This is a genomic window from Enterobacter sp. EGD-HP1 (assembly GCF_000733275.2).
In the GTDB taxonomy this organism is placed as follows: domain Bacteria; phylum Pseudomonadota; class Gammaproteobacteria; order Enterobacterales; family Enterobacteriaceae; genus Enterobacter.
Window position 1 is genome coordinate 1 of the sequence record NZ_AVOP01000016.1, and the last position, 15,118, is coordinate 15,118.

Annotated in this window: 14 protein-coding genes and 2 tRNA genes; 12 read left to right on the top strand and 4 right to left on the bottom strand. The window is 56.5% G+C overall.

The genetic code is table 11. From position 1 onward, the window contains the following. Positions 1-16 precede the first annotated feature (16 nt). Positions 17-93: transfer RNA gene (locus N037_RS12780), tRNA-Asp, on the top strand. Between the two features lie 52 nt (positions 94-145). Continuing rightward, positions 146-221: transfer RNA gene (locus N037_RS12785), tRNA-Trp, on the top strand. A 99-nt stretch (positions 222-320) separates the two neighbouring features. Here N037_RS12785 and hdfR read toward each other — a convergent pair. After that, entirely contained in the window at positions 321-1,142 is an 822-nt protein-coding gene (gene hdfR, locus N037_RS12790) for an HTH-type transcriptional regulator HdfR (protein ID WP_032641395.1), read from the bottom strand. A 118-nt stretch (positions 1,143-1,260) separates the two neighbouring features. Here hdfR and N037_RS12795 point away from each other — a divergent pair, with 118 nt between their 5' ends. Next, positions 1,261-1,599 carry a DUF413 domain-containing protein gene (locus N037_RS12795; RefSeq protein WP_023309658.1) on the top strand — a complete coding sequence of 113 codons (339 nt, stop codon included), beginning with the start codon at positions 1,261-1,263 and terminating at the stop codon, positions 1,597-1,599. Positions 1,600-1,628: 29 nt separating this feature from the next. On the opposite strand, the gene N037_RS12800 is transcribed toward N037_RS12795, so the two are convergent. Continuing rightward, positions 1,629-3,149, bottom strand: coding sequence for a YifB family Mg chelatase-like AAA ATPase (locus N037_RS12800; protein ID WP_032641398.1), 1,521 nt, complete (start codon positions 3,147-3,149; stop codon positions 1,629-1,631). 341 nt (positions 3,150-3,490) lie between these two features. Here N037_RS12800 and ilvL point away from each other — a divergent pair, with 341 nt between their 5' ends. The 7 genes from ilvL to ilvA all read left to right on the top strand — a co-directional run bounded on the left by ilvL (position 3,491) and on the right by ilvA (position 10,041). Further along, positions 3,491-3,589: an ilv operon leader peptide gene (gene ilvL, locus N037_RS24030; protein WP_001311244.1), complete on the top strand. Its 99-nt coding sequence runs from the start codon at positions 3,491-3,493 to the stop codon at positions 3,587-3,589. Positions 3,590-3,675: 86 nt separating this feature from the next. Then, complete coding sequence (ilvX, locus tag N037_RS25085; protein ID WP_166792073.1) at positions 3,676-3,726, top strand: peptide IlvX; 51 nt, start codon at positions 3,676-3,678, stop codon at positions 3,724-3,726. Between the two features lie 2 nt (positions 3,727-3,728). Next, complete coding sequence (gene ilvG / locus N037_RS12805) at positions 3,729-5,375, top strand: acetolactate synthase 2 catalytic subunit (protein ID WP_032641399.1); 1,647 nt, start codon at positions 3,729-3,731, stop codon at positions 5,373-5,375. Further along, the gene (gene ilvM, locus N037_RS12810; protein WP_006179206.1) at positions 5,372-5,635 is read left to right on the top strand and encodes an acetolactate synthase 2 small subunit; all 264 of its coding nucleotides are present in this window, start codon (positions 5,372-5,374) and stop codon (positions 5,633-5,635) included. The genes ilvG and ilvM overlap by 4 nt, the downstream gene beginning before the upstream one ends. Positions 5,636-5,653: 18 nt before the next feature. Next, a complete protein-coding gene (gene ilvE / locus N037_RS12815) occupies positions 5,654-6,583 on the top strand; it encodes a branched-chain-amino-acid transaminase (RefSeq protein WP_023309654.1) in 930 nt (309 codons plus the stop codon). 60 nt (positions 6,584-6,643) lie between these two features. Beyond that, positions 6,644-8,494 carry a dihydroxy-acid dehydratase gene (gene ilvD / locus N037_RS12820; protein ID WP_032641401.1) on the top strand — a complete coding sequence of 617 codons (1,851 nt, stop codon included), beginning with the start codon at positions 6,644-6,646 and terminating at the stop codon, positions 8,492-8,494. A 2-nt stretch (positions 8,495-8,496) separates the two neighbouring features. After that, a complete protein-coding gene (ilvA, locus tag N037_RS12825) occupies positions 8,497-10,041 on the top strand; it encodes a threonine ammonia-lyase, biosynthetic (protein ID WP_155858068.1) in 1,545 nt (514 codons plus the stop codon). A gap of 45 nt (positions 10,042-10,086) precedes the next feature. Here ilvA and ilvY read toward each other — a convergent pair whose 3' ends face one another. Continuing rightward, entirely contained in the window at positions 10,087-10,977 is an 891-nt protein-coding gene (gene ilvY, locus N037_RS12830) for an HTH-type transcriptional activator IlvY (protein WP_032641403.1), read from the bottom strand. Positions 10,978-11,129: 152 nt separating this feature from the next. On the opposite strand from ilvY, the gene ilvC reads away from it, so the two are divergent. Beyond that, a complete protein-coding gene (gene ilvC / locus N037_RS12835; protein ID WP_023333828.1) occupies positions 11,130-12,605 on the top strand; it encodes a ketol-acid reductoisomerase in 1,476 nt (491 codons plus the stop codon). Between the two features lie 86 nt (positions 12,606-12,691). Here ilvC and ppiC read toward each other — a convergent pair whose 3' ends face one another. Continuing rightward, positions 12,692-12,973, bottom strand: a complete 282-nt coding sequence (gene ppiC / locus N037_RS12840) for a peptidylprolyl isomerase PpiC (protein WP_001140251.1) — start codon at positions 12,971-12,973, stop codon at positions 12,692-12,694. A gap of 85 nt (positions 12,974-13,058) precedes the next feature. Between ppiC and rep the strand changes: the two genes are divergently transcribed. Beyond that, the gene (gene rep / locus N037_RS12845; RefSeq protein ID WP_032641407.1) at positions 13,059-15,083 is read left to right on the top strand and encodes a DNA helicase Rep; all 2,025 of its coding nucleotides are present in this window, start codon (positions 13,059-13,061) and stop codon (positions 15,081-15,083) included. Positions 15,084-15,118: the final 35 nt, after the last annotated feature.

A 15,118-nucleotide genomic window follows, 5' to 3' on the forward strand; every position in this document is an offset into this window, starting at 1 on the left:
ACAAGCAGTCTTCGGTGGAGCGGTAGTTCAGTCGGTTAGAATACCTGCCTGTCACGCAGGGGGTCGCGGGTTCGAGTCCCGTCCGTTCCGCCACTTATTAAGACATTAAGCCTGCCTAATTGGCAGGCTTAATGGCAAAAACTTTAGGGGCGTAGCTCAGTTGGTAGAGCACCGGTCTCCAAAACCGGGTGTCGCGAGTTCGAGTCTCTCCGCCCCTGCCATATAGAATCCTTTGCTTCGGCAAAGGATTTTTTTTTGCCTGAAACGCTGCAAAAAACGCTCTTCTTAATTTTCAGCCAGCATTCCTGCTGGCTGATGTATCAATCCATTACATTGATTTTTAACAGATCTTTTATCTGCGATTGCTTATCGCTGTTTTGCAGCCAAATTGCATATAGCGGCCTGGTAAGCGTGGTGGAATCCATCACGGTGTGCAGCCCCGCTTTAGTGTCTGCCCAGCTAACAGGTAACCAGGTACAACCCTTCAGCAGTGACAGCTGCTGACAGGCGATCTCTGCAGAGCTGGTCGTTAACTGCGGAACATCATCAGGTGCAATCAATCCCGTCTCATGCTGCTGGAAATCCGGCCCCCATTCCAGACGTAAATAGGTCAGGTCAGCCTTCATCATCGAAGGTTCAGAGGCATAAAGTGCAAGGCCAAACTGCCCCACAATCTGGCTGCTAAATTCGTCCATCTTGGGCGCTTCGGTGGTGATCAGAAGATCAAGCTGACGCTCATGAAGTTGCTTAACCAGAGACTGCCGCTGTGCAATCCTGGCCTCAAATTGCAGGTGCGCGTGTGAGTGATATAGCCGGGTAAGCCACTGACTTAGCATGCATTCCCACAGAGAAGCGCTGGCCCCTATCGAGAACTCATTATGCCTCGAAGTATGTGCCACCTCTTTACGTGCCGCCTGCCAGGTATTCATCAGCGTTTCTGCGTACGGCAGCAGTTTCTCGCCGGCAGGCGTTAAGCGAATATTGTTGCGATGGCGGGTAAAAAGATTCACACCCAATTGATTTTCCAGCTGTCGAATACGAAAACTGACTGCTGACTGCGTCAGGTAAAGGGCTTCAGCTGCTCGCCCAAAGTGGCGTGTTCTGCTCACTTCAAGGAAAGTTTTAAGCAATTCCGTATCCACATCTTTCTCCGCAAAATTATTTGTCGTTATGATTTAAATGTTTTGTTTTACACTCTGTCAAGCGTAACTAATACTCCGCGCCATAAATAGCTCGGCCAAAGAATTAGGAGCGTGTAGGATGGCGGAAAGCTTTACGACGACTAATCGTTTTTTCGACAATAAACATTATCCGCGCGGGTTCTCTCGTCACGGCGATTTCACCATCAAAGAGGCGCAGCTGCTTGAGCGCCATGGTTATGCCTTTAACGAGCTGGATCTGGGTAAGCGTGAACCTGCTACCGAAGACGAAAAACAGTTTGTTTCTGTTTGCCGTGGTGAGCGTGAGCCGGAGTCTGAAGCGGAACGTGTATGGATCAAGTACATGGCGCGCATTAAGCGTCCAAAGCGCTTCCATACGCTGTCTGGCGGTAAGCCGCAGATGGAAGGTGCAGAAGACTACACCGAGTCTGATGATTAAAATGAAGAGAAGGGGCTACGGCCCCTTTTTTATGCCAGCAATTTCTGCAAATGCAGCAGTAAACGATCGATAGCGCGGTAGCTCAGCGCCTCCTGCAAATGTTTCCTCTCAATGTCAGTGCACCCCTCGACGTCAGCAATGGTTCTGGCCACTTTCAACAAACGCTGCCACGCACGTATGGACAGCCCGAACCGTGTCAACGTCTCCTCCAGCCATCCCGCATCCTCAACGTTAAGAGAACAAAACTGCCGGATTCCGGTATTATCCAGCCGTGCATTCAGCCTGTTCTGGCGGGCGTACTGGCGTGTCTGGGCTGCAATCACCCGCTCGCGTACATCCGCTGAGCTTTCACCTGTTATGCCTGTTTGCCTGAGCAGACCCGGCGGGGGAAGGGGGATTTCGAGGGATAAATCGAAACGGTCGAGGAACGGACCGGATAACTTACCCAGATAGCGCAACGTCTGCTCTGGCGTACAGCGATTATGGTTGCCCTGGTAGTGACCCGTCGGGCTGGGATTCATCGCCGCAACCAGCTGAAACTGCGCGGGATAGCTTATTTTGGCCCGCGTGCGTGAGATATGTATCTCACCAGATTCAATGGGTTCCCTCAGTGCATCCAGCACGCGGCGCTCAAACTCAGGCAGTTCATCAAGAAACAGGATGCCATGGTGTGCCAGCGAGATCTCTCCCGGTCCGGGGATAGACCCTCCGCCGACCATTGCCGTTAGTGAAGCGCTATGATGCGGAGAACGAAAAGGACGGCGGCGCCACTGTTTTTGCAACGACGTAGAATTGATAAGGCTGTATATGGCGGCGCTTTCCAGCGCTTCATGATTATTGAGCGGTGGAAGCAACCCGCTCAACCTGCTTGCCAGCATCGTTTTACCCGTACCCGGCGGACCAATTAACAGAAGATTGTGTCCACCTGCAGCCGTAATCTCTAGCGCCCGTTTCCCTTGCTCCTGTCCCATAATCTCGCTGAGATCCTCTGGTGCATCCGCTATAACATCATCACACTCCTCCGGCTCGGACAGTTCATGTCGCCCTTCCAGCCAGGCACAAACTTCCTGTAAATGCCCCGCGATGAGACACCCCTTCTCGGCGATAAGACTCACTTCTGATGCGTTTTCATTGGCGACAATGATTTGCCGCCCTGCACGTATGGCTTCCAGCGCTCCCGATATCGCACCGGGAACGCCTCTTAACGCGCCTGTGAGCGCGAGTTCGCCAACGAACTCATACGAGCCTAGCCGTGTCGTATTAAGCTGCTCAGAAGCCGCGAGAAGGGCAATTGCGATAGGTAAATCGTATCGTCCCCCCTCTTTAGGCAGATCGGCAGGGGCAAGGTTGATGGTGATCTTCTTCGCGGGGAAGGTATAACCGCTATTTATTATTGCGCTGCGAACGCGATCCCTGGCCTCTTTAACCGTCGTTTCAGGTAACCCGACAAGCGTGAGTCCGGGGAGTCCGTTACTCAAATGAACCTCGACGGAAATAAGCGGTGCCTTTACCCCGAGAGCCGCACGCGTATAAACAACTGACAGTGACATTTGCACTACCTCCTGGTGTGACTATGCCAGCGCCTGCTTTGTCTTTTTAGCGTCATTTTGCGGATTTACGCTACCTGTTCAGAGATTTTAAGCGCGTAATGAAACTATTGCATAACCGTGGAAGCCTCCTCGCAGAATGCAAAAAGCCCCGTTTTGATGGTTGGAACCTCAGTAAAAAAATGAAAAATATTCATTTTCTAATTTCCGTATGTAAAACAACGGTTTTAAGAAATATGATTCGCTGCCTAATCAAATCCGTCATAAATAAATCTTGTGTTTGATTTGAAAACTGTGATAACTCTTTAGGTATTCCTTCGAACAAGATGCAAAAAGAACTGAAAATGACAGCCCTTCTACGAGTGATTAGCCTGGTCGTGATTAGCGTGGTGGTGATTATTATCCCACCGTGCGGGGCTGCACTTGGACGAGGAAAGGCTTAGAAATCAAGCCTTAACGAACTAAGACCCCCGCACCGAAAGGTCCGGGGGTTTTTTTATGACTAAAAAACGTAAATGAGGAGCAGAGAATGACGACTAGCACAAAATTCTGTTTCTCCCGATTTATGACGGGGAACTAACTATGAATGGGGCACAGTGGGTAGTACATGCGTTGCGCGCGCAGGGAGTCGAAACAGTCTTCGGTTATCCGGGTGGCGCAATTATGCCGATTTACGATGCACTGTATGACGGCGGCGTGGAACATCTCTTGTGCCGACACGAGCAGGGCGCAGCGATGGCTGCCATCGGCTATGCCAGAGCGACCGGTAAAACCGGCGTGTGTATGGCAACTTCAGGCCCGGGCGCAACGAACCTCATCACCGGCCTGGCTGACGCGTTGCTGGATTCCGTTCCCGTTGTCGCCATCACCGGGCAGGTGGCGTCTCCGTTTATCGGTACCGATGCTTTTCAGGAAGTCGACGTCCTCGGTTTATCGCTGGCCTGCACCAAACACAGCTTCCTCGTCCAGTCTCTGGAAGAGCTGCCGCGCGTAATGGCAGAAGCGTTCGAAGTGGCAAACTCAGGTCGTCCTGGTCCGGTTCTGGTCGATATCCCGAAAGATATCCAGGTGGCACTCGGCGATCTGGAGCCGCACTTCTCCATCGTTGAAAGCGACGATGCGTTTCCGGATGCGGAGGTTGAAGAGGCCCGTCAGATGCTGGCGCAGGCAAAACAGCCGATGCTGTACGTCGGCGGTGGCGTCGGCATGGCGCAGGCCGTTCCAGCCCTGCGCGAATTTATTGCAACAACGCAGATGCCAGCGACCTGTACGCTGAAAGGTCTCGGTGCTGTCGATGCGGATTACCCATACTATCTGGGCATGCTGGGGATGCACGGCACCAAAGCGGCAAACCTGGCGGTGCAGGAGTGCGACTTGCTTATCGCCGTAGGTGCCCGTTTTGACGACCGCGTCACCGGCAAGCTGAATACCTTTGCGCCAAACGCCAAAGTCATTCATATGGATATCGACCCGGCGGAGATGAACAAGCTGCGTCAGGCGCACGTTGCGCTGCAGGGCGATCTCAACGCGCTGTTACCCGCACTGCAGCAGCCGCTGGATATCAACCCATGGCGTCAGCACGCTACAGACATGCGCGCCGAGCACGCCTGGCGTTACGACCACCCCGGCGAGGCCATCTACGCGCCGCTGCTGTTGAAGCAGTTGTCCGACCGTAAACCGGCTGACAGCGTCGTCACCACCGACGTCGGCCAGCACCAGATGTGGTCCGCGCAGCACATGACCTACACCCGCCCGGAAAACTTCATCACCTCCAGCGGGTTAGGGACGATGGGCTTCGGTCTGCCAGCAGCCGTTGGCGCGCAGGTTGCCCGCCCGAACGATACCGTTATCTGTATCTCCGGTGACGGCTCCTTCATGATGAACGTTCAGGAGCTCGGCACCGTTAAGCGTAAGCAGTTACCGCTGAAGATCGTGTTGCTCGACAACCAGCGTTTAGGGATGGTTCGCCAGTGGCAACAGCTGTTCTTCCAGGAGCGCTACAGCGAAACGACGCTCACCGATAACCCCGACTTCCTCACCCTGGCCAGCGCCTTCGGCATCCCTGGTCAGCACATTACCCGTAAAGATCAGGTTGAAGCGGCGCTCGACACCCTGCTGAACAGCGATGGGCCTTACCTGCTTCATGTCTCAATCGACGAACTCGAGAACGTCTGGCCGTTGGTACCGCCAGGTGCCAGTAACTCACAAATGATGGAGAAATTATCATGATGCAGCATCAGGTCGCCGTACAGGCTCGCTTCAACCCGGAAACCTTAGAACGCGTTTTGCGCGTGGTGCGTCATCGTGGTTTTCAGATTTGCTCTATGAATATGGAGACGGCCACTGACGCCCAAAATATCAGTATCGAATTAACCGTTGCCAGCCCGCGGTCGGTCGACTTACTGTTTAGTCAATTATCAAAGCTGGTAGACGTTGCCCATGTTGCCATCTGCCAGAGCACAACCACATCACAACAAATCCGCGCTTAAGCGTGACAGGACGAAAAAATGACGACAAAAAAAGCTGATTACATTTGGTTCAACGGTGAGATGGTTCGCTGGGAGGACGCGAAGGTCCACGTGATGTCCCACGCGCTGCACTACGGTACCTCCGTATTTGAAGGCATCCGCTGCTACGATTCTCACAAAGGGCCAGTGGTGTTCCGCCATCGCGAACACATGCAGCGTCTGCATGATTCAGCCAAAATTTATCGTTTCCCGGTTTCTCAAAGCGTCGACGAGCTGATGGAAGCCTGCCGCGACGTGATCCGTAAAAACAACCTGACCAGCGCCTATATCCGTCCGCTGGTGTTCGTGGGCGACGTCGGTATGGGCGTGAACCCGCCTGCTGGCTATACCACCGATGTGATCATTGCCGCGTTCCCGTGGGGTGCTTATTTGGGTGCTGAAGCCCTGGAGCAGGGGATCGACGCAATGGTCTCTTCCTGGAATCGCGTGGCGCCAAACACCATCCCGACAGCCGCGAAAGCAGGCGGTAACTACCTCTCTTCACTGCTGGTCGGTAGCGAAGCGCGCCGTCACGGCTATCAGGAAGGTATCGCCCTGGACGTGAATGGCTACATCTCTGAAGGTGCGGGCGAAAACCTGTTTGAAGTGAAAGACGGCATCCTCTTCACGCCGCCGTTCACCTCGTCCGCGCTGCCGGGAATTACCCGTGACGCCATCATCAAGCTGGCGAAAGATCTGGGTATCGAAGTGCGCGAGCAGGTGCTGTCCCGTGAATCCCTGTATCTGGCGGATGAAGTGTTCATGTCCGGTACCGCAGCTGAAATCACGCCGGTACGCAGCGTAGACGGTATCCAGGTGGGCGAAGGCCGCTGCGGTCCGGTCACCAAACGTATTCAGCAAGCCTTCTTTGGCCTCTTCACCGGCGAAACAGAAGATAAATACGGCTGGTTGGATCAGGTTAATCACTAAGCATAAATTTGGGACGGCACGCACCGTCCCATTAAATAGTCAGACGGGAGTCAATAAAGCATGCCTAAGTATCGTTCAGCCACCACCACCCACGGCCGTAACATGGCGGGAGCCCGCGCGCTGTGGCGCGCCACCGGAATGACCGACGCCGATTTCGGCAAGCCGATTATCGCCGTGGTGAACTCCTTCACCCAGTTTGTACCGGGCCACGTGCACCTGCGCGATCTCGGTAAGCTGGTTGCCGAGCAAATCGAAGCCTCTGGCGGCGTGGCGAAAGAGTTCAACACCATTGCGGTGGATGACGGTATCGCGATGGGTCACGGGGGCATGCTCTATTCACTGCCGTCGCGCGAGCTGATCGCCGACTCGGTTGAGTACATGGTTAACGCCCACTGCGCCGATGCGATGGTCTGCATCTCCAACTGCGACAAAATCACCCCGGGGATGCTGATGGCCTCCCTGCGCCTGAACATTCCGGTGATCTTCGTCTCCGGTGGTCCAATGGAAGCGGGGAAAACCAAGCTCTCCGACAAAATCATCAAGCTCGACCTGGTCGATGCGATGATCCAGGGCGCGGACCCGAAAGTCTCTGACGAGCAGAGCGATCAGGTAGAGCGCTCCGCGTGTCCGACCTGCGGCTCCTGTTCCGGTATGTTCACGGCGAACTCCATGAACTGCCTGACCGAAGCGCTGGGTCTTTCTCAGCCGGGCAACGGCTCGCTGCTGGCGACCCACGCCGACCGTAAGCAGCTGTTCCTCAACGCCGGTAAGCGCATCGTTGAGCTGACCAAACGCTACTACGAGCAGGACGACGCCAGCGCGCTGCCGCGCAACATCGCCAGTAAAGCCGCGTTCGAAAACGCGATGACGCTGGATATTGCCATGGGCGGCTCCACCAACACCGTTCTGCACCTGCTGGCCGCCGCGCAGGAAGCTGAAATCGACTTCACCATGAGCGACATCGACAAGCTGTCCCGCAAAGTGCCGCAGCTGTGTAAAGTCGCGCCGAGCACCCAGAAGTACCATATGGAAGACGTACACCGTGCGGGCGGCGTGCTGGGCATTCTGGGCGAGCTGGATCGCGCCGGGCTGCTTAACCGTGACGTGAAAAACGTGCTCGGCCTGACGCTGCCGGAGTCGCTGGACCAGTACGACGTGATGCTGACCAAAGACGACGCGGTGAAAAACATGTATCGCGCCGGTCCGGCGGGCATCCGTACCACCCAGGCGTTCTCACAGGATTGCCGCTGGGATACCCTGGACGATGACCGCGCCGAAGGCTGCATCCGCTCGCTGGAACACGCCTACAGCAAAGACGGCGGTCTGGCCGTGCTGTACGGTAACTTTGCGGAAAACGGCTGCATCGTGAAAACCGCAGGCGTGGACGACAGCATCCTGAAATTCACCGGTCCGGCGAAAGTGTACGAAAGCCAGGATGAAGCGGTAGACGCGATTCTCGGCGGCAAAGTGGTGGAAGGCGACGTGGTTGTCATTCGCTACGAAGGACCGAAAGGCGGTCCCGGCATGCAGGAGATGCTCTACCCAACCACCTTCCTGAAATCCATGGGACTCGGTAAGGCGTGTGCGCTGATCACCGACGGGCGTTTCTCCGGCGGCACCTCCGGCCTCTCTATCGGCCACGTTTCCCCGGAAGCGGCAAGCGGCGGCAATATCGCCATCATCGAAGACGGCGACCTGATCGAAATCGACATTCCGAATCGCGGCATTCAGCTCAAGCTGAGCGACCAGGAAATTGCGGCCCGTCGTGAAGCGCAGGAAGCCCGCGGTGACAAAGCCTGGACGCCGAAAGACCGCCAGCGTGAAGTCTCCTTCGCCCTGCGCGCCTACGCGAGCCTTGCAACCAGTGCAGATAAAGGCGCGGTGCGCGATAAATCTAAACTTGGGGGCTAATGATGGCCGAGTCACAACCCTTATCCGCCGCCCCTGAGGGGGCGGAATACCTGAGAGCGGTGCTGCGTGCCCCGGTCTATGAAGCCGTGCAGGTTACGCCCCTGCAGAAAATGGAAAAACTCTCTTCGCGCCTCGACAACGTAATCCTGGTGAAGCGCGAAGACCGTCAGCCGGTGCACAGCTTTAAGCTACGCGGCGCCTACGCGATGATGGCCGGGCTGACCGATGAGCAGAAAGCGCGCGGCGTGATTACCGCATCGGCGGGCAACCACGCCCAGGGCGTGGCGTTCTCGTCTGCCCGTCTGGGACTGAAGGCACTGATCGTGATGCCGGTCGCTACCGCAGACATCAAAGTCGACGCGGTGCGCGGTTTCGGCGGCGAAGTGCTGCTCCACGGGGCTAACTTCGACGAAGCCAAAGCCAAAGCGATCGAGCTGGCGCAGCAGCAGGGTTTCACCTGGGTGCCGCCGTTTGACCATCCTATGGTGATTGCCGGGCAGGGCACGCTGGCGCTTGAACTGCTGCAGCAGGATGCCCATCTCGACCGCGTCTTCGTCCCGGTGGGCGGCGGTGGCTTAGCCGCGGGCGTGGCGGTGCTGATCAAACAGCTGATGCCGCAGATCAAAGTCATCGCCGTAGAAGCGGAAGACTCTGCCTGCCTGAAGGCGGCGCTGGATGCGGGTCATCCGGTAGATCTGCCGCGCGTCGGGCTGTTTGCCGAGGGCGTGGCGGTGAAGCGCATTGGAGATGAAACCTTCCGCCTGTGCCAGGAGTATCTCGACGATATCGTCACGGTTGATAGCGATGCTATCTGCGCGGCGATGAAAGATCTCTTCGAGGATGTACGCGCGGTGGCGGAACCTTCCGGCGCGCTGGCGCTGGCGGGGATGAAAAAATACGTCGCGCAGCACAACATTCGCGGCGAGCGTCTGGCGCACGTGCTGTCTGGTGCCAACGTGAACTTCCACGGCCTGCGCTACGTTTCCGAGCGCTGCGAGCTGGGGGAACAGCGGGAAGCGCTGCTGGCGGTGACCATTCCGGAAGAGAAGGGCAGCTTCCTGAAGTTCTGTCAGCTGCTGGGCGGTCGTTCGGTGACGGAATTTAACTACCGTTTTGCCGATGCCAAAGACGCCTGTATTTTTGTCGGCGTGCGTCTGAGCCGCGGCGTGGAGGAGCGCAAAGAGATCCTCAACCTGCTGCATGAGGGCGGCTACAGCGTGGTCGATCTCTCTGACGATGAGATGGCGAAGCTGCACGTGCGCTATATGGTCGGCGGGCGTCCATCGAAGCCGCTCAGGGAACGTCTGTTCAGCTTCGAGTTCCCGGAATCACCGGGCGCGTTGCTCAAGTTCCTGCACACGCTGGGCACGCACTGGAACATCTCTCTGTTCCACTACCGCAGCCACGGCACCGACTACGGCCGCGTGCTGGCGGCGTTCGAACTGGGCGAGCACGAGCCCGATTTCGAAACGCGGCTGAACGAGCTGGGCTATGAGTGTCACGACGAAACCCATAACCCGGCGTTCAGGTTCTTCCTTGCGGGCTAAGGGTTGAGCTGCGTGTAGGCCGGGTAAGCGCAGCGCCACCCGGCTTTAGTGGTTCGGCAATATCTGCCAGAACGCATCAATAAGCGGCTCATGCAGCCGCTTTTTTTGTGCGCACACGCCAAGCTCAAACGGCGTCTTCTCGTCGCTGCGCTCCAGAATCATCACGCGATTGCGCACCGGCTCCGGGCTGTTCTCCAGCACCACTTCCGGCAGCAGCGCCACGCCGCAGCCCAGCGCCACCATCGACACCATCGCCTCATGGCCGCTGACCGTGGCGTAAATCGACGGGTTGCTGATTTTCTGACGGCGGAACCACAGCTCAATGCGGCGGCGCACCGGACCCTGATCGGCCATGATAAACGGCACCGTGGACCAGTCCGGTTTTTCCACCGACACCTGGTTACGCACCGGGCAGGGCAGCGCCGGGGCAATCAGCACCACAGCCAGATTCTCCAGCATTGAGAATGCCACCGCGCCCGGCAGCGTTTCAGGTTTTCCGGCAATGGCGAGATCCGCTTCGCCCGTCACCACTTTTTCCATTGCGTCGGAGGCATCGCCGGTGGTGAGCTTAATTTCAACCGACGGATGCGCCGCGCGGAAGCGGTCGAGAATGGGCGGCAGATGGCTATAGGCGGCGGTCACGGAGCAGAAAATATGCAGTTCGCCGGAAAGTGACGGCCCCTGCTGGTCAATCGAGTGCCGCAGCTGCTGGTACTGCAACAGCGTCTGCTGGGCAAAAATGCGCAGCTCTTCACCCGCTTCCGTGAGGGTGACGGTGCGGTTATCGCGCACGAACAGCGGCTGGCCGAGGTCTTCCTCAAGGCGCTGGATCTGGCGTGAAAGCGTGGAGGGGCTAACGTGCATCGCCCGGGCGCTGCGGCCAAAATGGCGGCTTTCCGCCAGGTGCAGGAACATTTTCAGATCGCGTAAATCCACCGATTCCACTCCCTCTTTTTATATTGCAAAAATTGCAACATGACGTTGTGAATATATCAATTTCCGCAATAAATTTCCTGTTGTAATGTGGGTACATTCTCGCTGAAACGCGAACCGAACAATAAGACACACAACATCACGAGGTATCACCCATGGCTAACTACTTTAATACACTGAACTTGCGCCAGCAGCTGGCGCAGCTGGGCAAATGCCGCTTCATGGCGCGCGACGAATTTGCCGATGGCGCGAGCTACCTTCAGGGTAAAAAAGTGGTCATCGTCGGCTGTGGCGCACAGGGTCTGAACCAGGGCCTGAACATGCGTGACTCCGGTCTGGATATCTCTTACGCCCTGCGTAAAGAAGCGATTGCCGAAAAGCGTGCTTCCTGGCGTAAAGCGACCGAAAACGGCTTCAAAGTGGGTACCTACGAAGAGCTGATCCCGCAGGCGGATCTGGTGGTTAACCTGACGCCAGACAAGCAGCACTCTGACGTTGTGCGTTCCGTACAGCCGCTGATGAAAGACGGCGCAGCGCTGGGTTACTCCCACGGCTTCAACATCGTTGAAGTGGGTGAGCAGATCCGTAAAGACATCACCGTGGTGATGGTTGCACCGAAGTGTCCGGGTACGGAAGTACGCGAAGAGTACAAACGTGGCTTCGGCGTACCGACTCTGATCGCGGTTCACCCGGAAAACGATCCGAAAGGCGAAGGCATGGCGATTGCCAAAGCATGGGCAGCGGCGACCGGCGGCCACCGTGCGGGCGTTCTGGAATCATCCTTCGTTGCAGAAGTGAAATCTGACCTGATGGGCGAGCAGACCATTCTGTGCGGCATGCTGCAGGCCGGTTCTCTGCTGTGCTTCGACAAGCTGGTGGAAGAAGGTACCGACCCGGCCTACGCGGAAAAACTGATTCAGTTCGGCTGGGAAACCATCACCGAAGCGCTGAAGCAGGGCGGTATTACGCTGATGATGGACCGTCTGTCCAACCCGGCCAAACTGCGTGCTTACGCGCTGTCTGAACAGCTGAAAACCATCATGGCACCGCTGTTCCAGAAACACATGGACGACATCATCTCCGGTGAATTCTCTTCCGGCATGATGGCGGACTGGGCGAACGACGATAAAAACCTGCTGACCTGGCGTGAAGAGACCGGTAAAACCGCGTTCGAAACCGCACCACAGTATGAAGGTAAAATCGGCGAGCAGGAGTACTTCGATAAAGGCGTACTGATGATCGCGATGGTGAAAGCAGGCGTTGAGCTGGCGTTCGAAACCATGGTGGATTCCGGCATCATCGAAGAGTCTGCGTACTACGAATCTCTGCACGAGCTGCCGCTGATTGCCAACACCATCGCCCGTAAGCGTCTGTACGAAATGAACGTGGTTATCTCTGATACCGCAGAATACGGTAACTACCTGTTCTCTTACGCCTGCGTACCGCTGCTGAAAGAGTTTATGACCACTCTGCAGACGGGCGATCTGGGCAAAGCGATTGCGGAAGGTGCCGTGGATAACGCGCAGCTGCGCGATGTGAACGAAGCGATTCGCAGCCACCAGATCGAGAAAGTGGGTCACAAACTGCGTGGCTACATGACCGATATGAAACGTATTGCGGTAGCGGGTTAACAACCTTGTCGGGTGGCGCTTCGCTTACCCGACCTACAAAACCGTAAGATGTAGGCCGGGTAAGGCGTAGCCGCCACCCGGCTTTTTTAATTGCGATACAGTACCTTAATAATGTGATACCCGAACTGAGTATGCAGCGGGCCGGTTGGCTCCAGCACCGGGCAGGAGAACACCACTTTATCGAACGCCGGTACCATCTGGCCCTGACGGAACTCACCCAGATCGCCGCCGCGTTTGCCTGACGGGCAGATAGAGTGCTTCTTAGCCAGCTTGCCGAAGTCGGCGCCGTTTTTGATCTGCTCCAGAAGATCCAGAGCCAGTTTCTCTTCTTTAACAAGAATATGCAGTGCTGCTGCTGTTTTTGCCATGATCGTGCCTTGAGTGGTATGGATTAGGCTCGCTATACTACCACGCTGTTATTCTCCCCTCCTGACTTTCATTGAGTGATCATTTATGCGTTTAAACCCCGGACAACAACAAGCCGTCGAATTTGTCACCGGACCGTGTCTGGTGCTGGCGGGGGCTGGATCCGGTAAAACCCGCGTGATCACCAACAAGATTGCGCACCTTATCCGCGGCTGTGGCTATCAGGCCCGGCACATTGCGGCGGTGACGTTTACCAATAAAGCGGCGCGTGAGATGAAAGAGCGTGTCGGCCAGACGCTGGGGCGCAAAGAGGCCCGGGGCCTGATGATCTCTACCTTCCACACGCTGGGGCTGGATATCATCAAGCGCGAGTATGCGGCGCTGGGAATGAAGTCCAACTTCTCGCTCTTCGATGACACCGATCAGGTGGCGCTGCTCAAAGAGCTCACCGAGGGGCTGATCGAAGATGACAAAGTGCTGTTGCAGCAGCTGATCTCGACGATCTCGAACTGGAAAAACGATCTAATGACGCCGGCCCAGGCCGCGGCGATCGCCAAAGGCGAACGGGATCGGATCTTCGCCCACTGCTACGGTCTGTACGATGCACATATGAAAGCGTGCAACGTGCTGGATTTTGACGACCTGATCCTGCTGCCGACGCTGCTGCTGCAGCGCAATGAAGAGGTGCGCGAGCGCTGGCAGAATAAAATCCGCTACCTGCTGGTGGATGAATATCAGGATACCAACACCAGCCAGTACGAGCTGGTGAAGCTGCTGGTGGGGCAGCGCGCGCGTTTCACCGTGGTAGGCGACGACGACCAGTCGATTTACTCCTGGCGCGGTGCACGCCCGCAAAACCTGGTGTTGCTGAGCAAAGATTTCCCCGCCCTGCAGGTGATTAAGCTGGAGCAGAACTACCGCTCCTCCGGGCGTATCCTGAAGGCGGCAAACATCCTGATTGCCAATAACCCGCACGTATTTGAGAAGCGTCTCTTCTCCGAGCTGGGCTACGGCACGGAGCTGAAAGTGCTCAGCGCCAACAATGAAGATCATGAAGCGGAGCGCGTGACGGGCGAACTCATCGCTCACCACTTCGTCAACAAAACCGAATATAAGGATTACGCGATCCTCTATCGCGGCAATCACCAGTCGCGCGTCTTTGAAAAGATGCTGATGCAGAACCGCATTCCGTACAAAATCTCGGGCGGCACGTCGTTCTTCTCACGACCAGAAATCAAAGATCTGCTGGCCTATCTGCGCGTGCTCACTAACCCGGATGATGACAGCGCGTTTCTGCGCATCGTGAATACGCCAAAACGCGAGATTGGCCCGGCGACGCTGCAAAAGCTTGGCGAGTGGGCGATGACCCGCAACAAAAGTATGTTTACTGCCAGCTTCGACATGGGGCTGAGCCAGACGTTAACCGGACGCGGGTATGACTCGTTAACCCGCTTCACCCACTGGCTCGGCGAAGTGCAGCGTCTCGCGGAGCGCGAGCCGGTGGCGGCAGTGCGCGATCTCATTCACGGCATCGACTATGAGTCCTGGCTGTATGAAACCTCAGCCAGCCCGAAAGCGGCTGAGATGCGCATGAAAAACGTTAACCAGCTCTTCAGCTGGATGACCGAAATGCTGGAGGGCTCTGAAATCGACGAGCCGATGACCCTGACGCAGGTGGTCACCCGCTTTACCCTGCGCGACATGATGGAGCGCGGCGAGAGCGAAGAAGAGGCCGATCAGGTTCAGCTGATGACGCTGCATGCGTCAAAAGGTCTGGAGTTCCCGTATGTGTATCTGGTCGGTATGGAGGAGGGATTGTTGCCGCACCAGAGCAGCATTGATGAAGACAACGTCGACGAGGAGCGCCGCCTGGCCTACGTGGGGATCACCCGTGCGCAAAAAGAGCTGACGTTCACGCTGTGTAAAGAGCGCCGCCAGTATGGTGAACTGGTCCGCCCGGAGCCGAGTCGTTTCCTGCTGGAACTGCCGCAGGATGACCTGATCTGGGAACAGGAGCGTAAAGTGATTACCGCAGAAGAGCGGATGCATAAGGGACAGGCTAACGTGGCAAACATTCGCGCCATGCTGGCAAAAGCCAAAGAGAAAGGATGAGACCGAAGGGCTTGTAGGCCGGGTAAGCGCAGCGC